Annotated in this window: 23 protein-coding genes and 1 tRNA gene; 17 read left to right on the top strand and 7 right to left on the bottom strand. The window is 66.5% G+C overall.

Annotation, left to right across the window (positions count from 1 at the left end):
• Window positions 1-54 precede the first annotated feature (54 nt).
• From C8C98_RS14215 to C8C98_RS14200, 4 genes are all read left to right on the top strand, one after another.
• Window positions 55-978 carry a formylglycine-generating enzyme family protein gene (locus tag C8C98_RS14215; protein ID WP_233574690.1) on the top strand — a complete coding sequence of 308 codons (924 nt, stop codon included), beginning with the start codon at window positions 55-57 and terminating at the stop codon, window positions 976-978.
• Between the two features lie 123 nt (window positions 979-1,101).
• Window positions 1,102-1,800, top strand: coding sequence for a response regulator transcription factor (locus C8C98_RS14210; RefSeq protein ID WP_121454806.1), 699 nt, complete (start codon window positions 1,102-1,104; stop codon window positions 1,798-1,800).
• Window positions 1,801-1,932: 132 nt separating this feature from the next.
• A complete protein-coding gene (locus C8C98_RS14205; RefSeq protein ID WP_233574550.1) occupies window positions 1,933-3,672 on the top strand; it encodes a FecR domain-containing protein in 1,740 nt (579 codons plus the stop codon).
• 44 nt (window positions 3,673-3,716) lie between these two features.
• A complete protein-coding gene (locus C8C98_RS14200) occupies window positions 3,717-6,074 on the top strand; it encodes a CHASE2 domain-containing protein (RefSeq protein WP_121454804.1) in 2,358 nt (785 codons plus the stop codon).
• On the opposite strand, the gene C8C98_RS14195 is transcribed toward C8C98_RS14200, so the two are convergent.
• On the bottom strand, window positions 6,037-7,461 hold the full coding sequence (locus C8C98_RS14195) for a short-chain fatty acyl-CoA regulator family protein (RefSeq protein ID WP_121454803.1): 1,425 nt from the start codon (window positions 7,459-7,461) through the stop codon (window positions 6,037-6,039). The two genes, C8C98_RS14200 and C8C98_RS14195, sit on opposite strands and share 38 nt — an antisense overlap.
• Window positions 7,462-7,625: 164 nt before the next feature.
• Between C8C98_RS14195 and C8C98_RS14190 the strand changes: the two genes are divergently transcribed.
• The 12 genes from C8C98_RS14190 to C8C98_RS14135 all read left to right on the top strand — a co-directional run bounded on the left by C8C98_RS14190 (window position 7,626) and on the right by C8C98_RS14135 (window position 20,807).
• Window positions 7,626-8,024 (top strand): acyl-CoA thioesterase, encoded by a 399-nt coding sequence (locus tag C8C98_RS14190; protein WP_121454802.1) that lies wholly within the window; start codon window positions 7,626-7,628, stop codon window positions 8,022-8,024.
• Entirely contained in the window at window positions 8,021-9,202 is a 1,182-nt protein-coding gene (prpC, locus tag C8C98_RS14185) for a 2-methylcitrate synthase (RefSeq protein WP_121454801.1), read from the top strand. The genes C8C98_RS14190 and prpC overlap by 4 nt, the downstream gene beginning before the upstream one ends.
• A gap of 114 nt (window positions 9,203-9,316) precedes the next feature.
• On the top strand, window positions 9,317-11,974 hold the full coding sequence (gene acnD / locus C8C98_RS14180; protein WP_121454800.1) for a Fe/S-dependent 2-methylisocitrate dehydratase AcnD: 2,658 nt from the start codon (window positions 9,317-9,319) through the stop codon (window positions 11,972-11,974).
• Window positions 11,975-12,236: 262 nt separating this feature from the next.
• Window positions 12,237-12,614: an endonuclease domain-containing protein gene (locus C8C98_RS14175; RefSeq protein ID WP_121454799.1), complete on the top strand. Its 378-nt coding sequence runs from the start codon at window positions 12,237-12,239 to the stop codon at window positions 12,612-12,614.
• A 79-nt stretch (window positions 12,615-12,693) separates the two neighbouring features.
• Entirely contained in the window at window positions 12,694-13,899 is a 1,206-nt protein-coding gene (gene prpF, locus C8C98_RS14170) for a 2-methylaconitate cis-trans isomerase PrpF (protein ID WP_121454798.1), read from the top strand.
• Window positions 13,900-14,088: 189 nt separating this feature from the next.
• Window positions 14,089-14,949, top strand: a complete 861-nt coding sequence (locus C8C98_RS14165; RefSeq protein ID WP_121454797.1) for an oxaloacetate decarboxylase — start codon at window positions 14,089-14,091, stop codon at window positions 14,947-14,949.
• 194 nt (window positions 14,950-15,143) lie between these two features.
• Window positions 15,144-16,160 carry a LacI family DNA-binding transcriptional regulator gene (locus C8C98_RS14160; RefSeq protein WP_121454796.1) on the top strand — a complete coding sequence of 339 codons (1,017 nt, stop codon included), beginning with the start codon at window positions 15,144-15,146 and terminating at the stop codon, window positions 16,158-16,160.
• A 61-nt stretch (window positions 16,161-16,221) separates the two neighbouring features.
• A complete protein-coding gene (locus tag C8C98_RS14155) occupies window positions 16,222-17,226 on the top strand; it encodes an ABC transporter substrate-binding protein (RefSeq protein WP_370450443.1) in 1,005 nt (334 codons plus the stop codon).
• Between the two features lie 51 nt (window positions 17,227-17,277).
• Complete coding sequence (locus C8C98_RS14150) at window positions 17,278-18,093, top strand: iron ABC transporter permease (protein ID WP_121454794.1); 816 nt, start codon at window positions 17,278-17,280, stop codon at window positions 18,091-18,093.
• Complete coding sequence (locus C8C98_RS14145) at window positions 18,093-18,899, top strand: ABC transporter permease (protein ID WP_121454793.1); 807 nt, start codon at window positions 18,093-18,095, stop codon at window positions 18,897-18,899. The genes C8C98_RS14150 and C8C98_RS14145 overlap by 1 nt, the downstream gene beginning before the upstream one ends.
• Window positions 18,889-19,974: an ABC transporter ATP-binding protein gene (locus tag C8C98_RS14140; RefSeq protein ID WP_121454792.1), complete on the top strand. Its 1,086-nt coding sequence runs from the start codon at window positions 18,889-18,891 to the stop codon at window positions 19,972-19,974. The genes C8C98_RS14145 and C8C98_RS14140 overlap by 11 nt, the downstream gene beginning before the upstream one ends.
• Window positions 19,971-20,807, top strand: a complete 837-nt coding sequence (locus C8C98_RS14135) for a phosphodiesterase (RefSeq protein ID WP_121454791.1) — start codon at window positions 19,971-19,973, stop codon at window positions 20,805-20,807. The genes C8C98_RS14140 and C8C98_RS14135 overlap by 4 nt, the downstream gene beginning before the upstream one ends.
• Before the next feature lie 94 nt (window positions 20,808-20,901).
• Here C8C98_RS14135 and C8C98_RS14130 read toward each other — a convergent pair.
• The 4 genes from C8C98_RS14130 to C8C98_RS14115 all read right to left on the bottom strand — a co-directional run bounded on the left by C8C98_RS14130 (window position 20,902) and on the right by C8C98_RS14115 (window position 24,080).
• Window positions 20,902-20,991, bottom strand: a tRNA-Ser gene (locus C8C98_RS14130).
• Window positions 20,992-21,094: 103 nt separating this feature from the next.
• Entirely contained in the window at window positions 21,095-21,607 is a 513-nt protein-coding gene (locus C8C98_RS14125; protein ID WP_121454790.1) for a DUF1993 family protein, read from the bottom strand.
• 175 nt (window positions 21,608-21,782) lie between these two features.
• Complete coding sequence (gene serS, locus C8C98_RS14120) at window positions 21,783-23,105, bottom strand: serine--tRNA ligase (RefSeq protein ID WP_121454789.1); 1,323 nt, start codon at window positions 23,103-23,105, stop codon at window positions 21,783-21,785.
• A 33-nt stretch (window positions 23,106-23,138) separates the two neighbouring features.
• Window positions 23,139-24,080, bottom strand: coding sequence for a threonine/serine dehydratase (locus C8C98_RS14115; RefSeq protein ID WP_121454788.1), 942 nt, complete (start codon window positions 24,078-24,080; stop codon window positions 23,139-23,141).
• Between the two features lie 173 nt (window positions 24,081-24,253).
• On the opposite strand from C8C98_RS14115, the gene C8C98_RS14110 reads away from it, so the two are divergent.
• Complete coding sequence (locus C8C98_RS14110; protein WP_121456272.1) at window positions 24,254-24,952, top strand: HPP family protein; 699 nt, start codon at window positions 24,254-24,256, stop codon at window positions 24,950-24,952.
• 64 nt (window positions 24,953-25,016) lie between these two features.
• Here C8C98_RS14110 and ispH read toward each other — a convergent pair whose 3' ends face one another.
• Window positions 25,017-26,012: a 4-hydroxy-3-methylbut-2-enyl diphosphate reductase gene (ispH, locus tag C8C98_RS14105; RefSeq protein WP_121454787.1), complete on the bottom strand. Its 996-nt coding sequence runs from the start codon at window positions 26,010-26,012 to the stop codon at window positions 25,017-25,019.
• On the bottom strand, window positions 26,012-26,485 hold the full coding sequence (locus tag C8C98_RS14100; RefSeq protein ID WP_121454786.1) for a peptidylprolyl isomerase: 474 nt from the start codon (window positions 26,483-26,485) through the stop codon (window positions 26,012-26,014). Before C8C98_RS14100 ends, ispH begins: the two co-directional genes overlap by 1 nt.
• Window positions 26,486-26,549 lie beyond the last annotated feature (64 nt).

Here is a 26,549-nt window from a genome sequence, read left to right as displayed (position 1 = left end):
AGGCCTGCTGCGACCAGCCTGCCAACGGCCACCGCACTGACCAACTCGCTCGGCATGGAGTTTGTGCCCGTGCCAGCAGGCAGCTTCTGGATGGGCAGCGACGAGGCCCCGGGCGAGCTGGCCCAGGCATTTCCGCTACTGGACGGCGCCCGCTTCACAGCCCTGGCCGACGAGGCCCCGGTGCACCAGGTGCACATCAGCCAGCCGTTTTACCTGGGGCGGCACGAAGTCACGGTGGGGCAGTTCCGCCGGTTTCTGGAGTTGTCGGGCTACCAGCCTGAATCAGTGGCCGACGGCACGGGAGGCTATGGCTACAACGCCCATTACGACCCCGCCAGCACGGCGCGTGGCGATGCCTTTGAGGGGCGCAACCCACGCTACAGCTGGGCCCAGCCCGGCTTTGCGCAAAGCGACGAACACCCCGTGGTCAACGTCACCTGGAACGACGCCCAGGCCCTGGCCCGCTGGCTGACCGAGCGCGAAGGCGTGCGCTACCGCCTGCCCACCGAGGCCGAGTGGGAATACGCCTGCCGCGCCAACACCCGCACCCGCTACCCCCACGGCAACGACCCGGCCCAGCTCACCCAGCACGCCAACGTGTTCGACCAGACGGCCGCCCCCCAGTGGCCGCGCTGGCAGCAGCACGCCCTGCCCGGCAGCGATGGCCATGCATTCACCGCACCGGCGGGCAGCTACCCGCCCAACGCCTTTGGCCTGCATGACATGCTGGGCAACGTGTGGGAATGGGTGGCCGACTGGCACGACGAGGGCTACTACGCCCAATCCCCCGCCACCGACCCGCAGGGCCCGGCCACGGGCTCGGTGCGGGTGCGCCGGGGTGGCTCGTGGCACACCTGGGCGTTTTATGCGCGCTGCAGCTACCGCAACTGGAACAGCCCGGAGACCCGCTACACCCTGGTGGGCATGCGGTTGCTGCGCGAGTCGGCCAAACCCAGCGGCGCAGCCACCAGCCGTTGACCTTGCCCAAGCAGCCACCAAACGTAAACAACCGTCAAACCGCCCTGACTGTTACATAACCTAGGCACCGAAACAACACGGCCCTCGGGAATAATGGGCTATGACATATCCGACAGGCAACCCATGCGCATAGCGGCGCTGGACGACGACGCGCTTCAGCTCGATCTCTTCAAACAAGCCCTGGAAGCGATGGGCCACATCTGTCACACCCACCTGACCGGAGCCGATCTGCTGCGCGAATTGCGCCGAGAGACGTTTGACCTGCTCATCGTGGACTGGCACCTGCCCGACACCACCGGCCCCGAGGTGGTGCGCTGGGTACGCGAGCATGTGGCCGCTAAGCTGCCCATCCTGATGGTGACCCACCGCCAAGAAGAGCGTGACATTGTGGAAGGGCTGGGAAGCGGCGCCGACGACTTCATGACCAAGCCCGTGCGCATTGGCGAGCTGCGGGCGCGCGTAGATGCGCTGCTGCGCCGCGCCTACCCGGTTGCGCGGGACGAAGTGCTGGAGTTTGGCCCCTACCGCTTCTTTCCCGAATCGCGCTCGATTGAAATCAGCGGCAAGCCAGTCGAGCTGAAAAACCGCGAGTACGATCTGGCCCTGTTCCTGTTTCAAAACATGGGGCGGCTGCTCTCGCGCGATCACCTCAAGGAAATCCTCTGGGGCCAGGTGCCCGATGTGATGTCCCGCTCGCTGGACACCCACATCTCCCGCCTGCGCACGCAACTGGATTTGCGCCCCGCCAATGGGTTCATGGTGACGGCGGTGTACGGTGTGGGCTATCGGTTTGAAGCGGTGGAGAAAGAGCGCAGGGGCTGAAAAGCGGGTTTCACAACCTGCGAAGGGCCTGGTCCACAGGGTGTGCCGTCCATGCGCTGCACGCCCGCCTCTCCCGCTATTTGCACCGCAGTCCAGAAGCCCTTGCCGCCAGCCCCCACCAAGGAGTCTCTTTTGCACCCCAGTGCCCCCCTCCAACGCCTGCCCTCTGCCTTGCTGGCGGCCGGCCTTGTTCTCAGCGCCTTTGCCTCGACCCTGACCTTTGCAGCCGACCGGGGCGACGAAATCCCCCACACCGTTCAACCCGGCGACACGCTGGAAGGGCTGGCCCAAAGCTATCTGGCAGCCCCCCAACTGTGGCCGCGCCTGCAGGCACGCAACAAGGTCAAAGACCCCAAGCACCTGCAGCCGGGCTCGGTGGTGTGGATTCCGGTGGACCTGCAGCCGGCCGAATCGGCCAGCGTGGAGTTTGTCCACGGCGACGTCAAAGCGCTGCCCCCCACACCCCACGGAAAGCCTGGCAACGCGGCAACGACCAACGCCCCCCTGGCCGCAGGCAGCACGCTGGCCGAGGGCACCAAGCTGGAAGTCGGCCCCGATGCCTTTATCGCCGTGCGCCTGGCCGATGGCTCCATCGTGCGGGTGAATGCCCAGTCGGACGTGCAACTGCGCCAGTTGCGCCGCCGGGGCCGTGCAGGGTCTGTGCAGTCGGTGCTGGAGGTCCAACGCGGCAGCGTTGAATCCACCGTCACGCCCAGCAGCGACAGGCTGCGACGCTTTGAGGTGCGCACACCGCGCGCCGTCACCAGCGTGCGGGGCACCCGTTTTGGCGTGGCCCTGAGCGAGGAGGGCAAAACCACGGCCGCAGTGCTGCAAGGTGCCGTGGCCGTGCAATCGCGCACTGGCGGAATCCCGGTGCCGGGCAATACACCCGCCGCCCTGCTGCAGCCCGGCCAAGGCCTGGCGGTGCAGGCCGATGGCACCGTGGGCAGCCCCCGCCCCCTGCTTCCCGCCCCCGACCTGCAAACCCTGCCCAAAGCCGTGCACGAACCCGGCCTGCTGGCGCTGGACGTGCCACCCCAGCCCGAATCCGTGGCCTACCAAGCCGTGGTGGCACGCGATGCAGACCTGACCCAGGTGCTGCGCTCAGGCACCTTTGCCAACGGCCGGTTGCGCTGGCCGGGGCTGGAAGATGGGCCGTACTACCTCTCCGTGCGCTCGGTCGATGCGGCAGGCATTGCGGGCCTGCCCGCCACCCAGCCGCTCACCATCAAGACCCAGCCGGTGCCGCCGCTGTACCAGCAACCCGCCGCAGCGGGCGTGGTGTCCAATGCCGGTGGCCAGCTGCTGTGCACCCAGGTGCCCGGCGTGCGCTGGTACCGCATCCAGGTGGCGGCAGACGCGGCCTTCACCCAGCCAGCGCTGGACGAAGCCCGCCTGGACAGCTGCAGGCTCTCGGTCGCATCGCTGCCCGTGGGCAACTACTTCTGGCGTGCAGCCAGCGTGCGTGAGCTGGCCCAGGGCCAGGCCGACCAAGGTCCTTTTGCCGCCGCCCAGAGCTTCGTGCTGGCGCAGCAGCCCCCCACCCTCTCGGCCCAATCCATGCAGGCCAGCGATGGGGATACCACCGTTAACCTGCGCTGGCAAGCCCAGGCCGGGCAACGCTTTCGCCTGCAACTGGCGCGCGACATAGGCTTTGAAAAGCCCACCCTCGACACCACGCTGGACGAGCCCCAATGGACCGCAGCCGACCTGGCGGCGGGCACCTACTTTGTGCGTATCCAGGTGCTGGACCCCTCCGGCCTGCAAAGCGACTTCTCGCCACCACGCTCCATCCGGGTGGGCACGGGCTTCAGCACCAGCTCCGGCCTGCCGGTGTCGGACTCCAGCGGCGAGGCCGTGCGGCGCCCCTGAGGCGCCAGCACCGGCACCGCACCGCCCAAACCGCCCGCACCGACATGCCCAAAGCCGCACGCACGCGCGCCCACCAGCGGCGCTTTGAATGGACCCTGCTGGCGCTGGCGCTGCTGGCCTTGGTGGCCTGGCTGAGCCCTCCGGGGCAGTTGCCAGGCCCCAACCACCTGATCCAGGACCTGGGGCTGCGCGCGCTGGCGCGGCCACCCCACCCCGACATCGTGCTCGTGGCAGTGGACGACCGCAGCATCGCCACCATCGGCCGCTGGCCCTGGCGGCGGGCGCTGCATGCGCAGTTGCTGGAGACCATCAGCGCACAACAACCCCAGGCCATCGGGCTGGACATTTTGTTCAGCGAGGCGGACACCGACTACCCGCTGGACGACGCCCTGCTGGCCCAGGCCATTGCGGCGAGCCAACGGGTGGCACTGCCCGTGCTGCAACGCAACTATGCGGGGCTGCCTGCAGGGGGATCTGAAGGGGTGTCTGAGCTGCCCCTGGACATCTTCACCCAGGCCGCAGCCGCCCTGGGCCATGTGCACGTGGCCCCCGATGGCGACGGCGTGGTGCGCGGCCTGTACCTGCAGGAAGGCCCGGCGGATGCGCCCTGGAGCCACCTGAGCCAGGCGCTGCAATGCATTGCACAGCCCCCCACCCAAGGCTGCAAACCACAGGCTCTGTCAGAACCCAACAACGCCTTGGGCAACAGCCCCCCCGCCCCCTGGGCCGTGCGCCAGCATGAGCTGATTGCCTACGCGGGCGGGCCCGCGCACTACCCCTCCTACTCCTATATCGATGTGCTGCGCGGGCAGGTGCCCAGCAGCGCCTTTCGCGGCAAATATGTGTTGGTGGGCGCGGCGGCATCGGGCCTGGGCGACATGTTCGCCACCCCGGTCAGCAGCGGTGCCCGGCTGATGCCCGGCGTGGAAGTCCTCGCCCATGTGCTCGACAGCCACCTGGCCCAGGTGCGGTTGCAGACCGCCCCCACCGCCGCCAACATCGCCTTCAATTTGGTGCCCGTAGCGGCAGCCCTGCTGGCCCTGCTGGTGGCGGGCCCCTTGGCTGCCTTGCTCACCAGCGCCGGGCTGGCGCTGGCCACGCTGCTGCTGTCCATGTTGTTGCCTGCCTGGACAGGATGGCAGTTTGCCCCCGCCGCCGCGCTGCTGGGCCTGGTGCTGGCCTACCCGCTGTGGAGCTGGCGGCGGCTCAGCGCTGCCACCCAGTTTTTGCGAGCTGAAATCGAACACCTGCAGCGCGAAGGCATGCTGGTGCTGAAGGCCCCCACGGCACGCACCGGAGATTTTCTGGAGCGGCGCATCAACGCGGTGGAGAGCGCATCGCGCCAGCTGCGCGACCTGCACCAGTTTGTGAACACCAGCCTGCAGCAACTGCCCTCACCCAACTTTGTCTGCGATGCGCAAGGGCGCATCCTGCTGGCCAATCTGGCGGCGCAGCGCCACACCGGCCTGGGGCCTTTCGAGCCGCCCTCAGCACTGCAGGGCAAACCCATCACCCAGGTGCTGCACGACCTGCAAGACCCGCGCACCCAAGAGCCCCTGATCACACTGGACAAATTGCGCAGCGGCCAATTGCCCGCGCAAAGCGAGGGGCAAGACGGGCAAAGCCGCAGCCTGCTCATGCTGTGCAAACCGTTCACCGACTTTGCCAACGTGGGCTGGCTCATCACGCTGGTGGACATGACCGACATCCGCCGGGCCTTGCAGCAGCGCGATCAGGCGCTGCACTTCATCTCGCACGACATCCGTGCGCCCAACGCCTCCATCCTGACGCTGCTAGAGATGCAGCGCGCCTACCCCGGCCGCATGCCCGCAGACACGCTGATGCAGCGCATCGAGCGGTACGCGCAGGCATCCCTCGGCATGGCAGAAAACTTTGTGCGCCTGGCCAGTGCGCAAACGCAGGAGTACCGCATGGCCCCCTTGGACCTGGTGGCCGTGCTGAACGAAACCGTGGACGACGCCTGGGCCTTGGCCAGCGAGCGCGATGTGCAAGTCACCCTGGAGTCACTGCCCGACACCGCCCCCTGCCTGGGCGACCGCGCCTTGCTGTGCCGCGCCGTGGCCAACGTGCTGAACAACGCCATCAAATACAGCCCAGAAAACGGCGTGGTGCAGTGCAGCCTGCAAGCACGCGGCACGCACTGGGTGATCGCGGTGCGCGATGAAGGCCCCGGCATTGCCCCAAGCCAGCAAGACCGCCTGTTTGCCCCCTTTGCCCGCCTGCACGACCAAAGCCACCCCCACATCTCTGGCATTGGCCTGGGGTTGGCGCTGGTTCACACCGTGGTGCAACGGCACGGCGGCAGCCTGGAGGTGGAGAGCGAGGAAGGCCGGGGCGCCGAATTCAGGCTGGTGCTCCCGCAGGAGAGCCATAGGGCGTGAACCGGCTCTGGTTCTCATCCACCTGCAGCGCGCGGCCCACGTACGGGAAGGCGCGCTGCGTGCAGTGCACGCGTTCACACACCTTGCACCCCATGCCGATCGGTACCGCCGCCTCAGGGTCTTGCAGGTCCAAACCTTTGGCGTACACCAGGCGCGCGGCATGGCGCACATCGCAGCCCAGGCCGATGGAGAAGGTCTTTTGCGGCGATCCGTACCCGCCCGCGCAGGTCGACACGGTGCGCGCAATCCACAGGTAGCGCCGCCCATCGGGCATGCTGGCCAGCTGGGCCTGCACACGGTCAGGGCGTGCAAAGGCTTCGTACACGTTCCACAGCGGGCAGGTGCCCCCGGCGCGGCTGAAGTGGAAATGCGTGGCCGACTGGCGCTTGGAGATGTTGCCCGCGCGGTCCACCCGGATGAAGAAAAACGGCACCCCCGGCGCGCCCGGGCGCTGCAAGGTGCTCAGCCGGTGGCACACGGTCTCAAAGCCCACGCCAAATTTCTGGTCGAGCAAATCGATGTCGTAGCGCAGCGCCTCTGCGGCGCTGAGAAAGTCCTGGTAAGGCAGCAACAGCGCCCCGGCAAAGTAGTTGGCCAGGCCCACGCGGGCCAGCTTGCGTGAGGCCGGGTCGGCGGTGAATGGCGCCACCTGGATGAGGGCGTTGATGGCCTGCTCGCACTCCAGCAAGGCCAATTGCGTGCCCAGCTGAAAGGCCCGCTGCGAGGCATCGAGCGTGTGCGACAGCCGCAGCAGCCGCGTGTCGGGGTCAAACTGCCGCTTGCCTGCCGCTGGGTCTTGCATCAGCGCCACCCGCACGCCATGGAGCTGCTGCAGCCGCACGGTCAGCCAATCGGCCAGGGGGCCGGGGTGGGCTTGTGCCTGCACGGCCAAGGCTTCTGCCGCACGGTCCAGCCCATCGAAGTAGTTCTGGTGCGCAAAGAAAAAATCGCGCACCACCTCAAACGCCATGGCACGGGGCGCCGATGCGGCCGAGCGGTCGTCCCCCAGCTGCAGCGACAGCGCCTCCAGCCGCTCCATCGCCTCCAGGTTGCGGCGGTGCAAGGCGATGACGGCGCGCCCCACCCCGGGCATCTGCGCGGCGATCTCCTGCAGCTCGGGCAGCCCAATGGGCTCGGCGCTGCCCGCCAGGGCCTCTTTGAGCCCGGCCATCAGCCGCGCCTCTTCGTCTTCAGAAAACTGCTGGATGTCCACGCCCAAAGTGCGGTGCAGCTTGAGCAGCACCGACACCGTCAAGGGCCGCTGGTTTTGCTCCAGCTGGTTGAGGTAGCTGGGGGACAGCCCCAGCGCCTGCGCCAACGCAATTTGGGACAGCCCCTGCTCAGCCCGCAGCTTGCGCAGCTTGACGCCCATGAATGTTTTTTTCAAACCCTGCCCCTTTTTGCGCGCATGGATTGCGCCTTGATCGCGTATTTGCAGCTCACTTTTCGCTTATCGAAATTCGCAAAATTTGCAATTTGAAGATTTATTTTCGCAAAAATTCGCCCTTTTAGCCCTTCTTCGAGGCGTGTATTTTGCGTAAATTGCGAATCATGACAACACCTTTTGGAACGATGGAACTGCACGAACTGGTGCTACCCATGCACAGCAACCACCATGGCCAGCTGTTTGCGGGGCAAGGGCTTCAGTGGCTGGCCAAGGCTGCGTTTCTGACGGCCCGTGGCCTGGCGCAGCGCGAGGTCGTCATGGCGGGTGTGACCCGCGTGGACTTCCTCGCGCCAGTGCCCGTGGGCTGCCAGCTCACGCTGCGCGGCTGGGTGAGCCGAATCGGTCGCAGTTCGATGACCGTGTGCATCCACGGCCTGGCGGTGCGGCCCCACATGCCGGGCGAAGACGTTCTCAAAGGGGTGTTCGAGATGGTGGCGGTGGATGCCACCGGCCGCCCCGTCGCCCTCCCAACTTCCCACCTGAACCAGGAGACAACACCATGAACACCACCCTCGCAGGCACGGCCACCTCCGCCCCTTCGGCCACCCTCCCCAAGCCCAAAAAGTCCGTCGCCCTCTCGGGCGTGACGGCGGGCAACACCGCCCTGTGCACCGTGGGCCGCACCGGCAACGACCTGCATTACCGGGGCTACGACATCCTGGACATTGCCGAGGTGTGCGAGTTTGAAGAGATTGCCCACCTGCTGGTGCATGGCAAGCTACCCACGCGTGCCGAGCTGAAGGCCTACAAGGCCAAGCTGCGCGCCCTGCGTGGCCTGCCGGGCAGCGTAAAGGCCGCGCTGGAGCAACTGCCCGCCGCCAGCCACCCCATGGACGTGATGCGCACCGGCGTCTCGGCCCTGGGCTGTGCCCTGCCCGAGAAGGACGACCACAACCTGCCAGGCAGCAGAGACATTGCCGACCGCCTGATGGCATCGCTGGGCAGCATGCTGCTGTACTGGTACCACTTCAGCAACTCGGGCCGCCGTATCGCGGTGGAGACGGATGACGACTCGATTGGCGGCCACTTTTTGCACCTGCTGCACGGCACCCCGCCGCCCGAGGGCTGGGTGCGCGCCATGCACACCTCGCTCAACCTGTATGCCGAGCACGAGTTCAACGCCAGCACCTTCACCGCCCGGGTGATTGCGGGCACGGGCAGCGACATGTATTCGAGCATTGCCGGCGCGATTGGCGCGCTGCGCGGCCCCAAGCACGGCGGCGCCAACGAGGTGGCGTTCGAGATCCAGAAGCGCTACGACAACCCCACCGAAGCCGAGGCCGACATCCGCCGCCGCGTGGAGGCCAAGGAGGTGGTGATCGGCTTTGGCCACCCGGTCTATACCGTGAGCGACCCACGCAACGTCGTCATCAAGGGCGTGGCACGGCGCCTGTCGCAAGAGGCCGGTTCGACCAAGATGTTTGACATTGCCGAGCGGCTGGAGGCCGTGATGTGGGAGGTGAAGAAGATGTTCCCCAACCTCGACTGGTTCAGCGCCGTGAGCTACCACATGATGCAGGTGCCCACCGCCATGTTCACGCCGCTGTTCGTCATCGCCCGCACCAGCGGCTGGGCGGCGCATGTGATCGAGCAGCGCGTGGACAACAAGATCATCCGCCCCAGCGCCCACTACACCGGGCCGGAGGACCAGGTGTTCGTTCCGATTGAAGAACGCTGCTGACGCAAAACGATAGCAGCCAGCGCTGGCTGGACAATGCTTTCAAGCCATTAATGAAAGAAAATGACGCCAATACAGCGCAGGCAGCTATCAAAAACATAGTGACTATTCCGCCCCATGACGAACACCGCCTACCGCAAGCCTCTCCCCGGCACCCCGCTGCAGTACTTCGACGCCCGCGAGGCGGTCGAACAGCTCCAGCCTGGAGCCTGGGCCGCCCTGCCCTACACCGCCCGCGTGCACGCCGAAAACCTGGTGCGCCGCGCCGACCCTGCCCAGCTCGCCACCTACCTGCGCCAGCTCATCGAGCGCCAGCGCACCATCGACTTCCCTTGGTACCCCGTGCGCGTGGTGTGCCACGACATCCTGGGCCAGACGGCGCTGGTGGACCTGGCGGGCCTGCGCGATGCGATTGCGAAAGAAGGGGGCGACCCGGCAGCGGTGAACCCGGTGGTGCCGGTGCAGCTCATCGTGGACCACTCGCTGGCCGTGGAGTGCGGTGGCTTTGACCCCGATGCCTTTGCCAAGAACCGCGCCATTGAAGACCGCCGCAACGAGGACCGCTTTCACTTCATCGAGTGGACGAAGAAAGCCTTTGCCAACGTGGAGGTGATCCCGGCGGGCAACGGGATCATGCACCAGATCAACCTCGAAAAAATGTCGCCTGTCGTGTACGTGCAAGAGGGCGTTGCGTTCCCCGACACCTGCGTGGGCACCGACAGCCACACGCCCCATGTGGATGCGCTGGGCGTGATCGCCGTGGGCGTGGGCGGGCTCGAAGCCGAGAACGTGATGCTGGGCCGCGCCAGCTGGATGCGCCTGCCCGATATCGTGGGCGTGGAGCTGACGGGCCAGCGCCCAAGCGGCATCACCGCCACCGACATCGTGCTGGCGCTCACCGAATTTTTGCGCCACGAGAAGGTGGTGGGCGCCTACGTGGAGTTCTACGGCGCAGGCGCCGAGAGCCTGTCGATTGGCGACCGCGCCACCATCAGCAACATGTGCCCCGAGTACGGCGCCACCGCAGCGCTCTTTGCCATCGATGCGCAGACGCTGCAGTACCTGCGCCTGACAGGCCGCGAGGAATCCCAGGTGCAGCTGGTGGAGACCTATGCCAAGGCTGCGGGCCTGTGGGCCGACACGCTGCACGAGGTGCAGTACGAGCGCGTGCTGCGCTTTGACCTCAGCAGCGTGGTGCGCAACATGGCGGGCCCCAGCAACCCGCACCGCCGCCTGCCCACCAGCGCGTTGGCCGAGCGCGGCATTGCCGCCCCCTGGGTGCAAGAGCCCGGCCGCATGCCCGATGGCGCCGTGGTCATCGCGGCCATCACCAGCTGCACCAACACCAGCAACCCGCGCAACGTCATCGCCGCCGCCCTGCTGGCGCGCAACGCCCGCCGCCTGGGCCTGGCGCGCAAGCCGTGGGTCAAGACCTCGCTCGCGCCCGGCTCCAAAGCGGTAGAGCTGTATTTGAAAGAGGCCGGTCTGCTGGCCGACCTGGAGGCGCTGGGCTTTGGCATCGTGGCCTTTGCCTGCACCACCTGCAACGGCATGAGCGGCGCGCTCGACCCCGCCATCCAGCAAGAGATCATTGACCGCGACCTGTACGCCACGGCCGTGCTATCGGGCAACCGCAACTTCGATGGGCGCATCCACCCCTACGCCAAGCAGGCCTTCCTGGCCAGCCCGCCGCTGGTGGTGGCCTACGCCCTTGCGGGCACGGTGCGCTTTGACATTGAGAACGATGCGTTCGCCGTGGTGGATGGCCAACCCGTGCGCCTGAAGGACCTGTGGCCCAGCGATGCAGAGATCGACACCATCGTGGCCCAGGCGGTGAAGCCCGCGCAGTTCCGCGCCGTGTACGAGCCCATGTTCGCGATACGGCAGGACGATGGCGAGGCTGTGAGCCCGCAGTACGACTGGCGAGCGCAGTCCACCTACATCCGCCGCCCACCGTACTGGGACACCGAAGGCGTGGGCGCGCTGGCGGCCAGCCCGCGCAGCTTGAAGGGCATGCGCGCACTGGCGCTGCTGGGCGACAACATCACCACCGACCACCTCTCGCCGTCCAACGCCATCTTGGCCGACAGCGCGGCGGGCGAATACTTGGCGAAGATGGGCGTGCCCGAGGAGGACTTCAACTCCTACGCCACGCACCGGGGCGACCACCTGACCGCCATGCGCGCCACGTTTGCCAACCCGCAGCTCGTCAACGAGATGGCGGTGGTGGATGGGCAGGTGAAGAAGGGGTCGCTCGCCCGCATCGAGCCCGAGGGCCGGGTGGTGCGCATGTGGGAGGCCATGGAGACGTACCTGCACCGCCGCCAGCCCCTGCTAATCATCGCGGGGGCCGACTACGGCCAGGGGTCGAGTCGCGACTGGGCCGCCAAGGGCGTGCGACTGGCTGGGGTGGAGACGGTGGTAGCCGAAGGCTTTGAACGCATCCACCGCACCAACCTGATCGGCATGGGCGTGCTGCCGCTGGAGTTCACGCCCGGCGTGACCCGCCTGACGCTGGGGCTGGATGGCACAGAGACCTACGATGTGCTGGGCGAGCGCACGCCGCGCGCCACCCTCACGCTGGTGGTGCACCGGCGCAATCACGAAGTGCTGCGGGTGCCGGTGATCTGCCGCCTCGATACGGCAGAGGAAGTCTCGGTGTACGAAGCGGGCGGCGTGCTGCAGCGCTTTGCGCAGGATTTTCTGGAAGCGAAGGCTGCTGCCCCCTCTCCCCAACCCCTCTCCCACGAGGGGAGAGGGGCTAACGCGCGATGACTAGCGCTGCTGTCCGTCTGGTACCCCTCGCTCATCTCGGCCAAGGGGGGCGCGCGTGATGACAATCGCTACGCTCCGTATTGCCCCCTCGCCCCTTGCGGGAAAGGGGCTGGGGGAGAGGGGGCCCCAGCCATGGACCAACGCCAGTTCACCAAAACCTGCGCTAAAGCACAGGAGCGCGTGCGTGATGACAATCGCTACGTTCCGTCTTGCTCCCCTCGCCCCTTGCGGGAGAGGGGCTGGGGGAGAGGGGGCCCCAGCCATGGACCAACGCCAGTTCACCAAAAACCTGCGCCAAAACATGACCGACGCGGAACAGCTGCTCTGGAAGCACCTGCGCGCTCACCGCATGGACGGTCAAAAATTTCGCAGACAGCAACCCCTCGGCCCCTACATCGTGGACTTCGTGCATTTCGCGCAACGCCTGATCGTCGAGGCCGATGGCGGACAGCACGCTGGCGCAGCGCATGACGCTGCCCGCGATGCCTGGCTGCAAAGCCAGGGTTTTAGCGTACTGCGTTTCTGGAACAACGACATCCTGCTGCGCACGGACGCTGTGCTCGAAGCCATATGGGCGGCCTTGCATGCGCAGTCAGCGACTTCCCCTCTGACTCCCACGCAAGTGGTAACCAAAGATTGAAAACACCCGCCACCTCTTTCTTCCCCCTCGCCCCTTGCGGGAGAGGGGCCGGGGGAGAGGGGGTTTGCAACACCACCCCATGATCCACTCCCCCCAAATCAAAATCCCCGCCACCTACCTGCGCGGCGGCACCAGCAAGGGCGTTTTCTTTCGCCTGCAAGACTTGCCCGAGGCCGCGCGACTGCCAGGCCCCGCGCGCGACGCGTTGCTGCTGCGCGTGGTGGGCAGCCCCGATCCGTATGGCAAGCAGACCGATGGCATGGGCGGCGCCACCTCGTCCACGTCCAAGGTGGTGATCCTCTCGCCCGCCACGCAGCCGGGGCACGATGTGGACTACCTGTTTGGCCAGGTGTCCATCGACCAGCCCTTTGTGGACTGGAGCGGCAACTGCGGCAACCTCTCGGCCGCCGTGGGGCCCTGCGCCATCCACATGGGGCTGATCGACGCGGCGCGCGTCCCGCACAGCGGCGTGTGCATCGTGCGCATCTGGCAGGCCAACATCGGCAAGACCATCGTGGCGCATGTGCCCATCACCGAGGGACAGGTGCAAGAGACGGGCGACTTTGAGCTGGACGGCGTGACCTTCCCGGCCGCCGAGGTGGCGCTGGAGTTTCTCGACCCTGCCGACGAAGGCGAGGGCGATGGTGGTGGCGCGATGTTCCCCACGGGCAACGTGGTCGATGCGCTGGAGGTGCCCGGCGTGGGCCAGTTCCAGGCCACGCTGATCAACGCGGGCATTCCCACCATCTTCCTCAACGCGCGCGACCTAGGCTACACCGGCACCGAGCTGCAGGGCGACATCAACGAAGACAAGGCAGCCCTCGCCCGCCTGGAAACCATTCGCGCCTGGGGCGCCGTAAAGATGGGCTTGATCCAGGACGTGGCCGAAGCCGCCACGCGCCAGCACACACCCAAGATCGCTTTCGTCGCGCCGCCTGCGGCCTACACGGCATCCAGCGGCAAGGCCGTGCAGGCAAGCGATGTGGACCTGCTGGTGCGGGCCCTGTCGATGGGCAAACTGCACCACGCCATGATGGGCACGGCGGCTGTGGCCATTGGCACCGCCGCTGCAGTGCCCGGCACGCTGGTCCACCTGGCAGCGGGCGGCGGCATGCGCAACGCCGTGCCGGGGTCGGTGCGTTTCGGCCATCCCTCCGGCACGCTGCGCGTGGGGGCCGAGGCGGCGCTGGTCAACGGCCAGTGGAAGGTGACCAAGGCCCTGATGAGCCGCAGCGCACGCATCCTGATGGAAGGCTGGGTGAGGGTGCCGGGCGATCTGGCTTAGAGCAGCGCCCCCCTTGGCGTCGTTGTCTCGTCTGGTCGTACCCCTAATGCCTGCGACGCAACGCCTGGCCAGGGCCACTTCGCCGGGAGGTGTGAGCGGTGCCCAAAGCCCCGCAGCACTTACTCCTGATTTGATAGCTGCCTGCGCTTTATTTATAAGTGCTAGCGGCATTTTTCATTCAAAACCACCATGTCTACACGCAAACAACTCAAGCAACTCGTCGAAGCCCGCAACGGCCTGATCGTGCCCGGCGCCTTCAACGCCCTCTCCGCCAAGGTGATTGCCGACCTGGGCTTCCAGGCGATTTACATCACCGGCGCGGGCGTGACCAATATGTGGTTTGGCATGCCCGACCAGGGCTTCATGGGCCTGCACGAGATTGCCGACCACACGGCCCGCATCCGCGATGCCGTCGATGTGCCACTGATCGTGGACGCCGACACCGGCTTTGGCAACGCACTGAACGTGGTGCACACGGTGCGCACGCTGGAGCGCGCTGGGGCCGACTGCATCCAGCTCGAAGACCAGGTCGCGCCCAAACGCTGCGGGCACTTCAGCGGCAAGGAGGTCATCAGCACCGAAGAGGCCGTCAGCAAGATCAAGGCGGCAGTGGACGCGCGGCGCGACCCGGACTTCCTCATCATGGCGCGCACCGACGCGGCAGCAACCCACGGCTTTGAAGCAGCGGTGGAGCGTGCGCAAAAGTTTGCCGAGGCGGGGGCCGACATCTTGTTTGTAGAGGCCGTGACGCAGGCCGAAGAGGTGCGCGCCCTGCCCCAGCGGCTCGCTAAGCCCCAGCTCATGAACATGGTGATTGGCGGCAAGACACCCCTCTTCAACGCCGACCAGTTGGGCGCGCTGGGCTACGGCATCGTGCTGTACGCCAACGCCGCGCTGCAAGGCGCGGTGATGGGCATGCAAAACGCGCTGACCACGCTGCGCGACGCCAAGGAGGTGCGCGAAGACAGCGGCCTCGTCACCCCGTTTGCAGAGCGCCAGCGCCTGGTCGGCAAGCCTGCGTGGGACGCGCTGGAAAAGCGCTACACCTGAGAGCCCGTGGGGTTGGCGTGCCCCCAAAACACCTCACCATCCAACGCTTGCTGGCGCCGTCTCTCACACGCTTTTTGAGCGTCGGCCAGCCACACCGCAGCGCAGCGGTGTAAGCCCACCCCGCAGAGTCCTGTCACACCCAGGTCACACGAGCGCGGCCCAATGTAATCGATTACATCAGGCCAAGGAGCTGCGTGAATATCCAGGATGTTGCCCAAGCTGCGGGCGTCTCAGTCGCCACCGTCTCGCGGGTTTTCAACCTGCCGGACAAGGTCACCCCCGCCACGCGTGCGCATGTGACGCAGGTGGCTCGCACCCTGGGCTACCAGCCCAATGCCAGCGCCCGCACCCTGCGCACGCAGCGCAGCCGCGTGGTGGGCGTGGTGCTGCCCACCCTCACCAACCCGGTCTTTGCCGAATGCCTTGAAGGCATTGCCCGCGCTGCGGCTGCGGCGGGCTACGCCATCTTGCCCTTCACCACCGACTACCGGCTAGACCAGGAAGAGCGGGCAGCGTCCCTGCTCATCGCGGGCAACGTGGACGGGATGATCCTGACCGTGTCCAACCCCGGCACCTCCCTGGCGCTGCGCCGCCTGGCAGACACGGGCCTGCCCTACGTGCTGGCCTACAACCGGCATGCCGAGCACCCTTGCGTGTCGGTGGATGGCGAGCAGGCCGTGGCCGAACTGGTGGCGCGCCTTGCAAGCCTGGGCCACCGGCGCATCGCCATGGTCACAGGCCAGCTCCACGCCTCAGACCGCGCGCAGCAACGCTGCCGGGGCTTTCAGCGCGGTATGGCGCAAGCAGGGCTGGGCGACGGCACCAGTGCCCCGGTGCTGGAGGTGCCCTTTGTGGAAACGGCCATCCAGTCCATCTGCGGCCTGCTGCAAGCCCGCGAGCGCCCCACCGCACTGGTGTGCTCCAACGACCTGCTGGCCATCCGCGCGCTGCGCAGCGCCCACTTGGCGGGCCTGTCGGTGCCGCGCGATGTGAGCGTGGTGGGCTTTGACGGCATTGCGCTGGGCGAAGACCTGGCGCCGCAGCTGAGCACCGTGGCCCAGCCCAATGCCGACCTGGGCCATGCCAGTGTGGAGCTGCTGGTGCAGGCCATGGCCCGCCAGGCACTGCTGCCTGCCCAAGCCAGCCTGACGCTGCCGCATGCCTGGCGTGCAGGCGAATCGTGCGGCCAAGCGCCCAGCGGTTCTTCCTGACACCCGCTATTTCTCCTTCACCTTTTTTCCCTCAACCCACGGAGCTTCTCCCATGCGTTCCATGCTGCCCTCCCTCTTGCGCACCACAGCGCTGGCCATTGGCCTCACCGCCTCCACCCTGGCCATGGCCCAGACGGCCATTTGCTACAACTGCCCGCCCGAATGGGCCGACTGGGGCAGCCAGATCAAGGCCATCAAGGCCAAGACGGGCGTCACCGTGCCGCCTGACAACAAGAACTCGGGCCAGTCGCTGGCGCAGCTGGTGGCCGAGAAGGCCCGCCCCGTGGCCGACGTGACCTACCTCGGCGTCACCTTTGCCATCCAGGCGCAAAAAGACGGCGTGGTGGGCAGCTACAAGCCCGCCGCCTGGGCCGACATCCCTGACGGTCTCAAGGACCCCAACGGCCAGTGGTTCACCATCCACTCGGGCACCCTCGGTTTCATGGTCAATGTCGATGCCCTCAAGGGTAAGCCTGTGCCCAAGTCGTGGGCCGATTTGCTCAAGCCCGACTACAAGGGCCTGATCGGCTACCTCGACCCCGCCTCTGCCTTTGTCGGCTATGTGGGTGCGGTGGCCGTGAACCAGGCACGCGGCGGCACGCTGGACAACTTTGCCCCGGGCATCGACTACTTCAAGGCGCTGCAAAAGAACGAGCCCATCGTGCCCAAGCAGACCTCGTATGCCCGCGTGCTGTCGGGCGAAATCGCCATCTTGCTGGACTACGACTTCAACGCCTACCGCGCCAAGTACAAGGACCAGGCCAACGTGCAGTTTGTGATCCCTGCCGAAGGCACAGTGGTGGTGCCCTACGTGATGAGCCTGGTGGCCAACGCCCCGCACGAAGCCGATGGCAAGAAGGTGCTGGACTTTGTGCTGTCGGACGAAGGCCAGGCCATCTGGGCCAACGCCTACCTGCGCCCGGTGCGTGCGGCGGCCATGCCCAAAGAGGTGCAGGCCCGCTTCCTGCCCGCCAGCGAATACGCCCGCGCCAAGACGGTGGACTACCAAAAAATGGCCACCGTGCAAAAGGCGTTCTCTGAGCGCTACCTGAAGGACGTGCAGTAAGCCGCTGCGGCCACTGCCTCCAGCGACCTCCTCTTGCAATCTGCCACCGCCATGCGCTCCGGCTTTGCTCCTTCCCGCACGCTGCTGCTGGCCTGCGCCGCACCGGCGGCGGCCTTCTTTGCCGCGTTCTGGCTGCTGCCGGTGGCGCGGCTGATTGCGCTGCCCGCCCACCAAGGCTGGGCGACTTACTTTGCCGTGCTCAGCCACGGCCGCTACCTGCAAAGCCTGCTGCAAACGCTGGGGCTGTCCATCGTCGTCACCCTGGCCACGCTGGTGCTGGGGGCCCTGGTGGGCATCACGCTGGCGCGCCAGCGGTTTGCGGGGCGCAGGCTGCTCTTGTCACTGCTCACGCTGCCGCTGTCGTTTCCGGGGGTGATCGTCGGGTTCTTCATGATCTTGCTGGGCGGGCGCCAGGGGTTGGTGGCGGACCTGTCTGCACACCTGGGCGGCGAGCGCATCACCTTTGCCTATGGGCTCACGGGCTTGTTCCTGGCGTACCTGTACTTCTCGCTGCCCCGCGCCATCACCACCTACACCGCCGCCGCCGAGGCCATGGACGCGCAGCTGGAAGAGGCCGCACGCTCGCTGGGCGCATCACGCTGGCGCGTGGCACGCGATGTGTGGATGCCCGAGCTGGCCCCCACCACGCTGGCCTGCGGCGCCATCGTGTTCGCCACGGCCATGGGGGCGTTTGGCACGGCCTTCACGCTGGCCAGCAAATTTGAGGTGCTGCCCATCACCATCTACAACGAGTTCACCAACTACGCCAACTTTTCCTTGGCGGCCAGCCTGTCGATTGCGCTGGGGCTCATCACCTGGCTGGTGCTGTGGCTGGCGCGCCGCGTAGGCGGCAAGGAGGCGTTTTGATGTCCACCCCACGCAACGCGCGCCAGGCCCCCTGGCTGCTCATCGCGCTCACCACGCTGGTGGCTTTTTTCATGCTGGCCCCCATCGCCTTGTCGGTGATGACGGGGCTGGTGGTCAACTACAGCAAGGGCTTGGCCAGCGGGCTCACCACACGCTGGCTCGCCGAGGTCTGGCAGCTTTACGGCGGCACGGTGGCCTCGTCGCTGTGGATTGCACTGCTGTGCGTGGTGGGCAATTTGCTGCTGGGCGTGCCCTGCGCCTACGCACTGGCGCGCAGCCCGTCGCGCGCGGCGCGGTGGTTTGAAGAGCTGCTCACCCTGCCCGTGGCGGTGCCCGGCCTGGCCAGCGCGCTGGCGCTTATCTTGGCCTACGGCACGCTTTCGGGCTTTCGCCAGAGCTTCGCCTTCATCCTCGTGGGCCACATGGTGTTCACGCTGCCCTTCATGGTGCGCACCGTGGGTGCGGCCTTTCGCAAGGGTGAGCTGCGCGCGCTCGAAGAGGCTGCGCGCTCGCTGGGCGCCAGCTTTGCCCAGCGCTTTTTGGGCGTGCTGGTGCCCGCCGTGCTGCCCGCCATCGTGGCCGGCAGCCTGATGGTGTTCACGCTGTCGGTGGGCGAATTCAACCTCACCTGGATGCTGCACACGCCGCTCACCCGCACGCTGCCCGTGGGCCTGGCCGACAGCTATGCCTCCATGCGCATCGAAATCGGATCGGCCTACACGCTGGTCTTCCTCATCGTCATCCTGCCCGTGCTCTGGGGCCTTCAGGCCATCGGCGCCCTCATCGAAAAACACCATGGAACTTGAACGCACGCGCGTGGACATCGTCCAGTGCGCCAAAACCTATGCCGACGGCACACGCGGCCTACAGCCCACCGACTTGGTGGTGGAGCCCGGCGAAGTGCTCGCGCTGCTCGGTCCCTCGGGCTGCGGCAAGACCACGCTGCTGCGCCTGATTGCGGGGCTGGAGGCCCCCGATGCAGGCAGCCGTATCGCCTTTGGTGGCACCGATGTGACGCAGTTGCCCATTGAGCGGCGCGGCGTGGGCATGGTGTTCCAGCACTACGCGCTGTTTCCGCAGATGAGCGTGGAGGCCAACATTGGCTACGGCCTCAAGATTCGCGGAGTGGCCGAAGACGAGCGCCGCCGCACGGTGGGCGAGCTGGTCGACCTGGTGCGCCTGAACGGCCTGGAGAAAAAACGCCCCGCCGAGCTATCGGGCGGCCAACGCCAGCGCGTGGCCCTGGCCCGCGCCGTGGCCGTGCGCCCGCGCGTGCTGCTGCTGGACGAGCCACTCACGGCGCTGGATGCCAAGCTCAAAGAATCGCTGCGCGACGAGCTGGCCGAGCTGCTGCGCCGCCTGCACATCACCGCCATCCACGTCACGCACGACCAGCAAGAAGCCCTGGCCATTGCCGACCGGCTGGCCGTGATGCGTGCGGGCCACATCGTGCAAGTGGGCGATGGCGAGACGCTGTACCGCACCCCGGCGCACCCGTTTGTGGCGGCCTTTCTGGGCAAAGTCAATCGCCTTGAACGCGACGCCGCTGCCCGCGACCGCCAGGTGCTGCCCCTGGGCGGCATCGACCTGCCCTGCCCCGTATCCTGCCAAGGGCTGGACACCTTGCTGGCACGCCCTGAAGACCTGGAAGTGGCCCTGGACACCACAGGCGACGCATTCACCATGGCCTGGGGCCGTGCAGAGGTTATTCAGCGCAGCTTTCTGGGCGACCGCGTGCAGCTCAGCCTGCGCGTGGTCGACCAAAGCAGCCTGCTGCGCGCCGATGTGGCCCGCGACCACCCTGCACGCACGGGCGACACCGTCGGCATCCGCATCCACCCCGAACGCCTGATGCCCTTGGCCGAGGAGACCACGCCATGACCACCACCTTGCTGCTGCAACTGTCTGACCTGCACATCCGCGAGCCAGGCCGCCTGGCCTATGGCCGCATCAACACGGCACCGTACCTGCAGCAGGCGGTGCACAGCATCACCCGCCTGCCCCAGCGCCCCGATGCCGTGGTCATCACCGGCGACCTGACCGACTTTGGCCGCGCAGCCGAGTACGACCACCTGCGCGCCCTGCTGGCCCCGCTGGGGTCCATGCCCATCTACCTGCTGCCGGGCAACCACGACGATCGCAGCCAACTGCGCGCCAGCTTTCCAGAACACGCCCATTACCTGGGCCACGACGGGTTTGTGCAATACAGCGTACCCGTGGGCGAAATGCAGTTGATTGCGCTGGACACCGTGGTGCCCGGGGCCAGCGCAGGCAGCCTGTGCACCCAGCGCCTTGCGTGGCTGGAGGCCGAGCTAGAGCGCCAGAGCCACCGCCCCGTGGTCATCGCCATGCACCACCCGCCGTTTCAAACACTGATCGGCCACATGGACAAGATTGGTCTGCTCGAAGGCGCCCAGGCGCTAGAGGCCATCGTGGCCCGCCACCCCAACGTCGAGCGCGTCATTTGCGGCCACCTGCACCGCAGCATCCAGGTGCGCTTTGGCGGCAGCATCGCCTCCACCGTCCCCGCCCCCGCGCACCAGGTCAGCCTGGACCTGTCGCCGCAAGCGCCATCCACCTGGATGCTGGAGCCCCCAGGCTTCGCCATCCACGCCCTGCCACGCGGGGCGCGCATGGTGTCTCATTTGGCAGCCAGTGGGTCATTTGAAGGGCCGTTCCCATTCCATGAGCCGGATGGGCAACTCATCGATTGATGGGACGGGGGTTTTGATTCACCACCCCAGAGCAGGGTGGAAATGTGGGCAGAAACAAAAAAGCACCCCGAGGGGTGCTTGTCTGTTTGCCTAATGGCGGAGAGGGTGGGATTCGAACCCACGGTAGTGTTGCCACTACGCCTGATTTCGAGTCAGGTACATTCGACCACTCTGCCACCTCTCCAATGTGTCGAAGCCTGCGATTATAGCAAGCTTTTTTGAACAGCACGCACCTGCTCTCGCTTAACGAGCGCGGGTGCACGCTCGGCACTGGGCGCAGTGTTCGCTCAGACCTTGCCCATGTAGTCGCGCTTGCCCACTTCCACCCCGTTGTGGCGTGCCAGCGCATAGGCGGTGGTGGCGTGGAAGAAGAATTGCGGCAAACCGTAGTGCAACAAGTAGGCCTGGCCCACAAACTGCTTTTCACGCGGGGTGCCGGGCTGCAGGGTGATCTGGCGGGTGGCGGCTTCGGCAAAGTTCTCGGCGGGCAGGCCTTCGATGAACGCCAGCACGGTGTCAATGCGTTCATTCAGCTCTGCAAAGCCCGGGCGCTCGCCATCAGGATAAGAGGGCACCTCAACACCAGCCAGACGGGCGCAGACGCCCTTCGCGAAGTCGCAAGCGATCAGCACCTGGCGGGCCATGGGGAACATGTCGGGGTAGAGCCGGGCTTGCAGCAGGGCGTCGGGCTCGATCTTGCGGGCGGTGGCGTGGGCCTCGGTCTTGGCAAGCACGTCCTTCAAAGCGCCCAACATCTGGCGAAACACGGGGACGCTGGAGGTGTGCATGGGATAGGTCATGGAAATCGGTCCTGGTAGGTGGGGGGGTTCGTGACGCTGCGGCACGGCGCCCGCTGCGGCAACGGATTGCACCACAACGCACAGGAAGCTGCTGGCGGCGTCACCCTAATACCTACCGGGCATGAAAAACGGGCCCGAAGGCCCGTTGTGCAAGAAGCTCAGCAGAGGTTTGTGCTCAAGCCTGCGGAGCAAGCTCCGACACTCCACCCATGTAGGGACGGAGAACGGCCGGAACCTCGACGGTTCCATCCGCACGCTGATAGTTTTCCAGCACGGCCACCAGGGTGCGGCCTACGGCCAGGCCCGAGCCGTTCAAGGTGTGCAGCAGCTCGTTCTTGCCCTGGGCGTTCTTGAAGCGGGCTTGCAGGCGGCGGGCCTGGAAGGCTTCGCAGTTGCTCACCGAGCTGATCTCGCGGTAGGTGTTTTGCGCGGGCAGCCACACCTCCAAGTCGTAGGTCTTGGCAGCGCCAAAGCCCATGTCGCCGGTGCACAGGCTCATCACGCGGTAAGGCAAGCCCAGCTTTTGCAGCACGGCTTCGGCGTGCCGGGTCATTTCTTCCAGCGCTTCGTAGCTCTTTTCAGGGTGCACGATCTGCACCATCTCGACCTTGTCGAACTGGTGCTGGCGGATCATGCCACGCGTGTCACGGCCATAGCTGCCCGCTTCAGAGCGAAAGCACGGTGTGTGGGCCGTGAGCTTGATGGGCAGCTGGTCTTCGGCCACCACCACATCGCGCACAAAGTTGGTCAGCGGCACTTCGCTGGTGGGGATGAGGTACAGCGCCGCGTTGTCGGGCACGGGCTCGCCGTCTTGTCCGCCCTTTTTGGCGGCGAACAGGTCGCCTTCAAACTTGGGCAACTGGCCCGTGCCTTTGAGCGAATCGGCATTCACAGCGTAGGGCACATAGCACTCGGTATAGCCGTGCTCTTGCGTCTGCACGTCCAGCATGAACTGGCTGAGCGCGCGGTGCAGGCGGGCGATGGTGCCCTTCATGACAGTGAACCGCGAGCCCGAGAGCTTGACGCCCATGTCAAAGTCCAGGCCCAGTGGGGTGCCCACATCCACGTGGTCCTTCACTTCAAAGTCGAAGCTGGCAGGCGTGCCCCAGCGGCGCACTTCCACGTTGCCATGCTCGTCGCTACCCAAGGGCACGGATTCGTGCGGCAAGTTGGGCACGGCCACCAGCATGGCCAGCAGCTCGGCCTGAATCTGTTCCAGGCGGGCGGCGGACTGCTCCAGCTCCACCTTGCCTGCGGCGACCTGGGCCTTGACGGCCTCGGCACCGTCCTTGTCGCCACGGCTCATCAGCATGCCCACCTGCTTGGACAGCTGATTACGCTGGGCTTGCAGCTCTTCGGTGCGGGTCTGCAGCGTCTTGCGTTCGGATTCCAGTGCCTGGAACGCTTCCACGTTCAGGAAGGCCTGGGGCTTTTTGCGGGTTTCCAGACGCGCGATCGCGGTGTCGAGGTCTTTGCGGAGGAGGAGGATGTCAAGCATGTGAGGATTTTAAAGGGGCGCTCGGCGCTGGGCTCAGGCCAGCGTTGTCGGATCAAAATTCGCACCGCACAGGATCAACGCCACGGTCTCCTGCGGCTGGCTCTTGTAGGCGCCGGTTTGCAGCGCGGCCAGGCCCAGCGCGGCAGCGGGTTCCACGGCCAGTTTCAGCTCTTTCCACAGCCACAACTGGGCGGCGCGGATGGCTTCGTCGGGCAGCAGCAAGGCATCGTGCACGTGGCGCTGGCTCACCTCCCAGCCGATGGCACCGATGCGTTTGGCCCCCAGGGAATCTGCGGCCACGCCACCCACCGCCACGTCCACGGGCTGGCCCGCAGCGCGCGCGGCATGCAGCGTAGGCGCTCCCTCGGGCTCGAGGGCCACCACATGGGCGCGGCTCTCGACCCACGCGGCCACGCCGCCGATCAGGCCACCGCCGCCCACGCTGACCAGTACCGTGTCGGGCAGGCGGCCGGCTTGTTCTTCCAGCTCCAGCGCCAGGGTGCCTGCTCCGGCCACCACCTCGGGCTGGTCGTAGGCATGGGCTTGCAATGCGCCGGTGGCTTGCTGGCGCGCCACGCAGGCCTCAAACGCTTCGGAGTAAGCCGCACCGGTGACCACCACTTCGGCACCCAGCGCACGCAGGCGGGCGCGCTTGGCCTCGGGCGAGACCTCGGGCACAAAGACTTCACAGCGCACACCCAGGGCCTGCGCTGCGGCCGCCACGGCAATGCCTGCGTTGCCGCCTGAGGCAATGATCACGCCGCTGTCGGGCACCGGGTTGGCCAGCAGGCGGTACAGCATGCCGCGGGCCTTGAAGCTGCCGCCCACTTGCAGGTGCTCCAGCTTGAGCCAGACCTCTGCACAGTCCACGCCCAACGCCTGCCCGGGCAGGCGCAACAGGGGCGTGGTGCGCAAAAAATGGGGGTGAAGCGCCAGGCGCTGGCGGGCGGCAGAGATGGCAGCACGGTCAATCATCAAAGAAGGCTCCGGTCATGAAAGGTGGGCAGAGTGTAGAACCCCTCCTTCACACCAAGACCGAGCCCCAAGCCTGCGCCTGAGCGGCGCCGAACCCGCCTTAACGGGCCGCACCCGCATGCCGATACCATGTGTGCAGGGTTGGGCGCGTGCACAGCCCACAGGAGGTGGTGATGTTTTTTGTGTTCGGCCCTTCGGGCCAGATCTACCGGGGCGGCCCTGAAAACCTGAGCCAGATCGCAGCGGTGCGGCCCGTGGGCCGACCGCAGGCGCTGCGTACTCGCAGTATGGACGCCGAGGCCAACGCAGCCCCTGCGCCAGCCCCCTTGGCGCGCGAACACGCGCCCGTGGTGAACCTGCGGCTGCACGACGCCGTGGCCGCTTACATCCAGACCGGGCAGGGGCCCCAGCGGCGGCGCGAGCCGCTGACGCTGGTGAGCGATGTGATGAGCCACGGGGCGTTGAGCGTGGCGCCGTCCATGCGCGTGAACGACGCCTGGCAAACGCTGGCCGAACACCGCGTGGCGCAGGCCCCCGTGGTCGACGAGCTGGGCCGCGTGGTGGGCCTGCTGTTGCGGGCCGACATGGCGCCGCTGGACTTGCTGCCCGAGCCGGGGGCCGTGAAGGAGGCGATTGAGCTGGCGCGCCGCCCGGTCTCCGAAGTCATGCTCACCCCCGTGCCTGCCGTAGCGGCAGACACCGCCTTGCGCCGGGTGGCGGGTGTGTTGCTGTCTACCGGCCTGCCGGGTTTGCCTGTGACCGACGAGGCGGGCGTGCTGGCCGGGTTCATCTCGCGCACCGACATCCTGCGCGCCGTGGCGGCAGACCCGCCGCTGGATTTGTGGAGCGGGCCTGCGCCTGACCACTCCTAAGTCAAAAATGACTCTAGCGCCCTACCAGAAAGCGCTAGCAGCTATTAAATAAATAGCAAACACCTCAATGCGCTGCCGGGCCCGTCTCTGGCATGCGCTGAGTGATCTCCAGCCCCGTGGCCGCGTCGATCTTCAGGCCCTTGGGCAGCGGGAACTTGATGGTTTCTTCAATGCCCGACATGCTGCGCACCGACACCGCGCCCAGCGCCTTGATGCGGTCGATGACCTGTTGCACCAGGATTTCTGGTGCCGACGCCCCTGCCGTCAGGCCCACGCGGGCCGCGCCCGCAAACCACTCGGTGCGCAGTTCTTCGGCGCTGTCGACCATGTAAGCCTGGGTGCCCAGGCGCGCCGCCAGCTCACGCAGGCGGTTGCTGTTGGAGCTGGTGGGGCTGCCCACCACAATCACCACATCCACCTGCGGACTCAGCACCTTCACCGCGTCCTGGCGGTTTTGCGTGGCGTAGCAGATGTCTTGCTGCTTGGGCTCGCGCACGCTCGGAAAGCGCGCGCGCACCGCTGCCGTGATCTCGGCGGCATCGTCCACGCTCAATGTGGTCTGGGTCACCACGGCCAGCTTGGCCGTCTGCGCGGGCTGCACGCGGGCAACGTCTTCCACGTCTTCCACCAAGTGAATGCCGTGGTCCAGCTGGCCCATGGTGCCTTCGACCTCGGGGTGCCCCTTGTGGCCGATCATGATGAACTCGTAGCCCTCTTTGGCGAGCTTGGCCACCTCGACGTGCACCTTGGTCACCAGGGGGCAGGTGGCGTCAAAAATGCTGAAGCCGCGCTGCTCGGCTTCCAATTGCACCGCACGGCTCACACCGTGGGCGCTGAAGACCAGCGTGGCGCCGGGCGGCACGTCCGACAACTCTTCGATGAAGATGGCGCCCTTGGCCTTGAGGTCGTTCACCACATAGGTGTTGTGCACGATTTCGTGGCGCACATAGATGGGCGCGCCAAATTTCTGGATGGCACGCTCAACGATCTCGATGGCGCGGTCCACGCCCGCGCAAAAGCCGCGCGGCTCGGCCAGCAAAATCTCCTGGGGGCTGATCATTACAAAATCCCGATCAATTGCACTTCAAACGTGACCGGCTGGCCTGCCAGCGGGTGGTTGAAGTCAAACAGCACGGCGCCGTCTTCTCGCACTTGCTGCACGGCGCCGGCATAGCTGCCCAGGCCGTCGGGGGTGGGGAACTGCACCACATCGCCCACGTTGTACTTCTCATCCGGGTCGCCCAGCTCGCTCAGCAGCTTGCGCGCCACCCATTGCTGCATGTCGGCATTGCGCTCACCAAAGGCCTCGCCCGCAGGCAGCTCAAACGTGGTGCGCGTGCCTTCGGGCAGGCCCAGCAGGCGCTGCTCCATGGCGGGCGACAGCTCGCCTGTGCCCAGCGACAGCGTGGCGGGCTTGTCGGTGAAGGTGTTGATCACATCACCGGCAGGGCCTGCCAGGCGGTAATGCAAGGTGAGAAAGGAACCGGGCTGAACGGTTGGAACGGCGGGAAGTGGGGCGGCTGTAGTGGTCATGAAAGTCCCGATAAACTGCCCCGATTGTAGAAAACCGGGCAAACCCCTACTGATCTCCGACTGG

The sequence above is a fragment of the Acidovorax sp. 106 genome (genome assembly GCF_003663825.1).
GTDB lineage: Bacteria > Pseudomonadota > Gammaproteobacteria > Burkholderiales > Burkholderiaceae_C > Acidovorax.
This window is presented reverse-complemented; position numbering and strand designations above follow the sequence as displayed.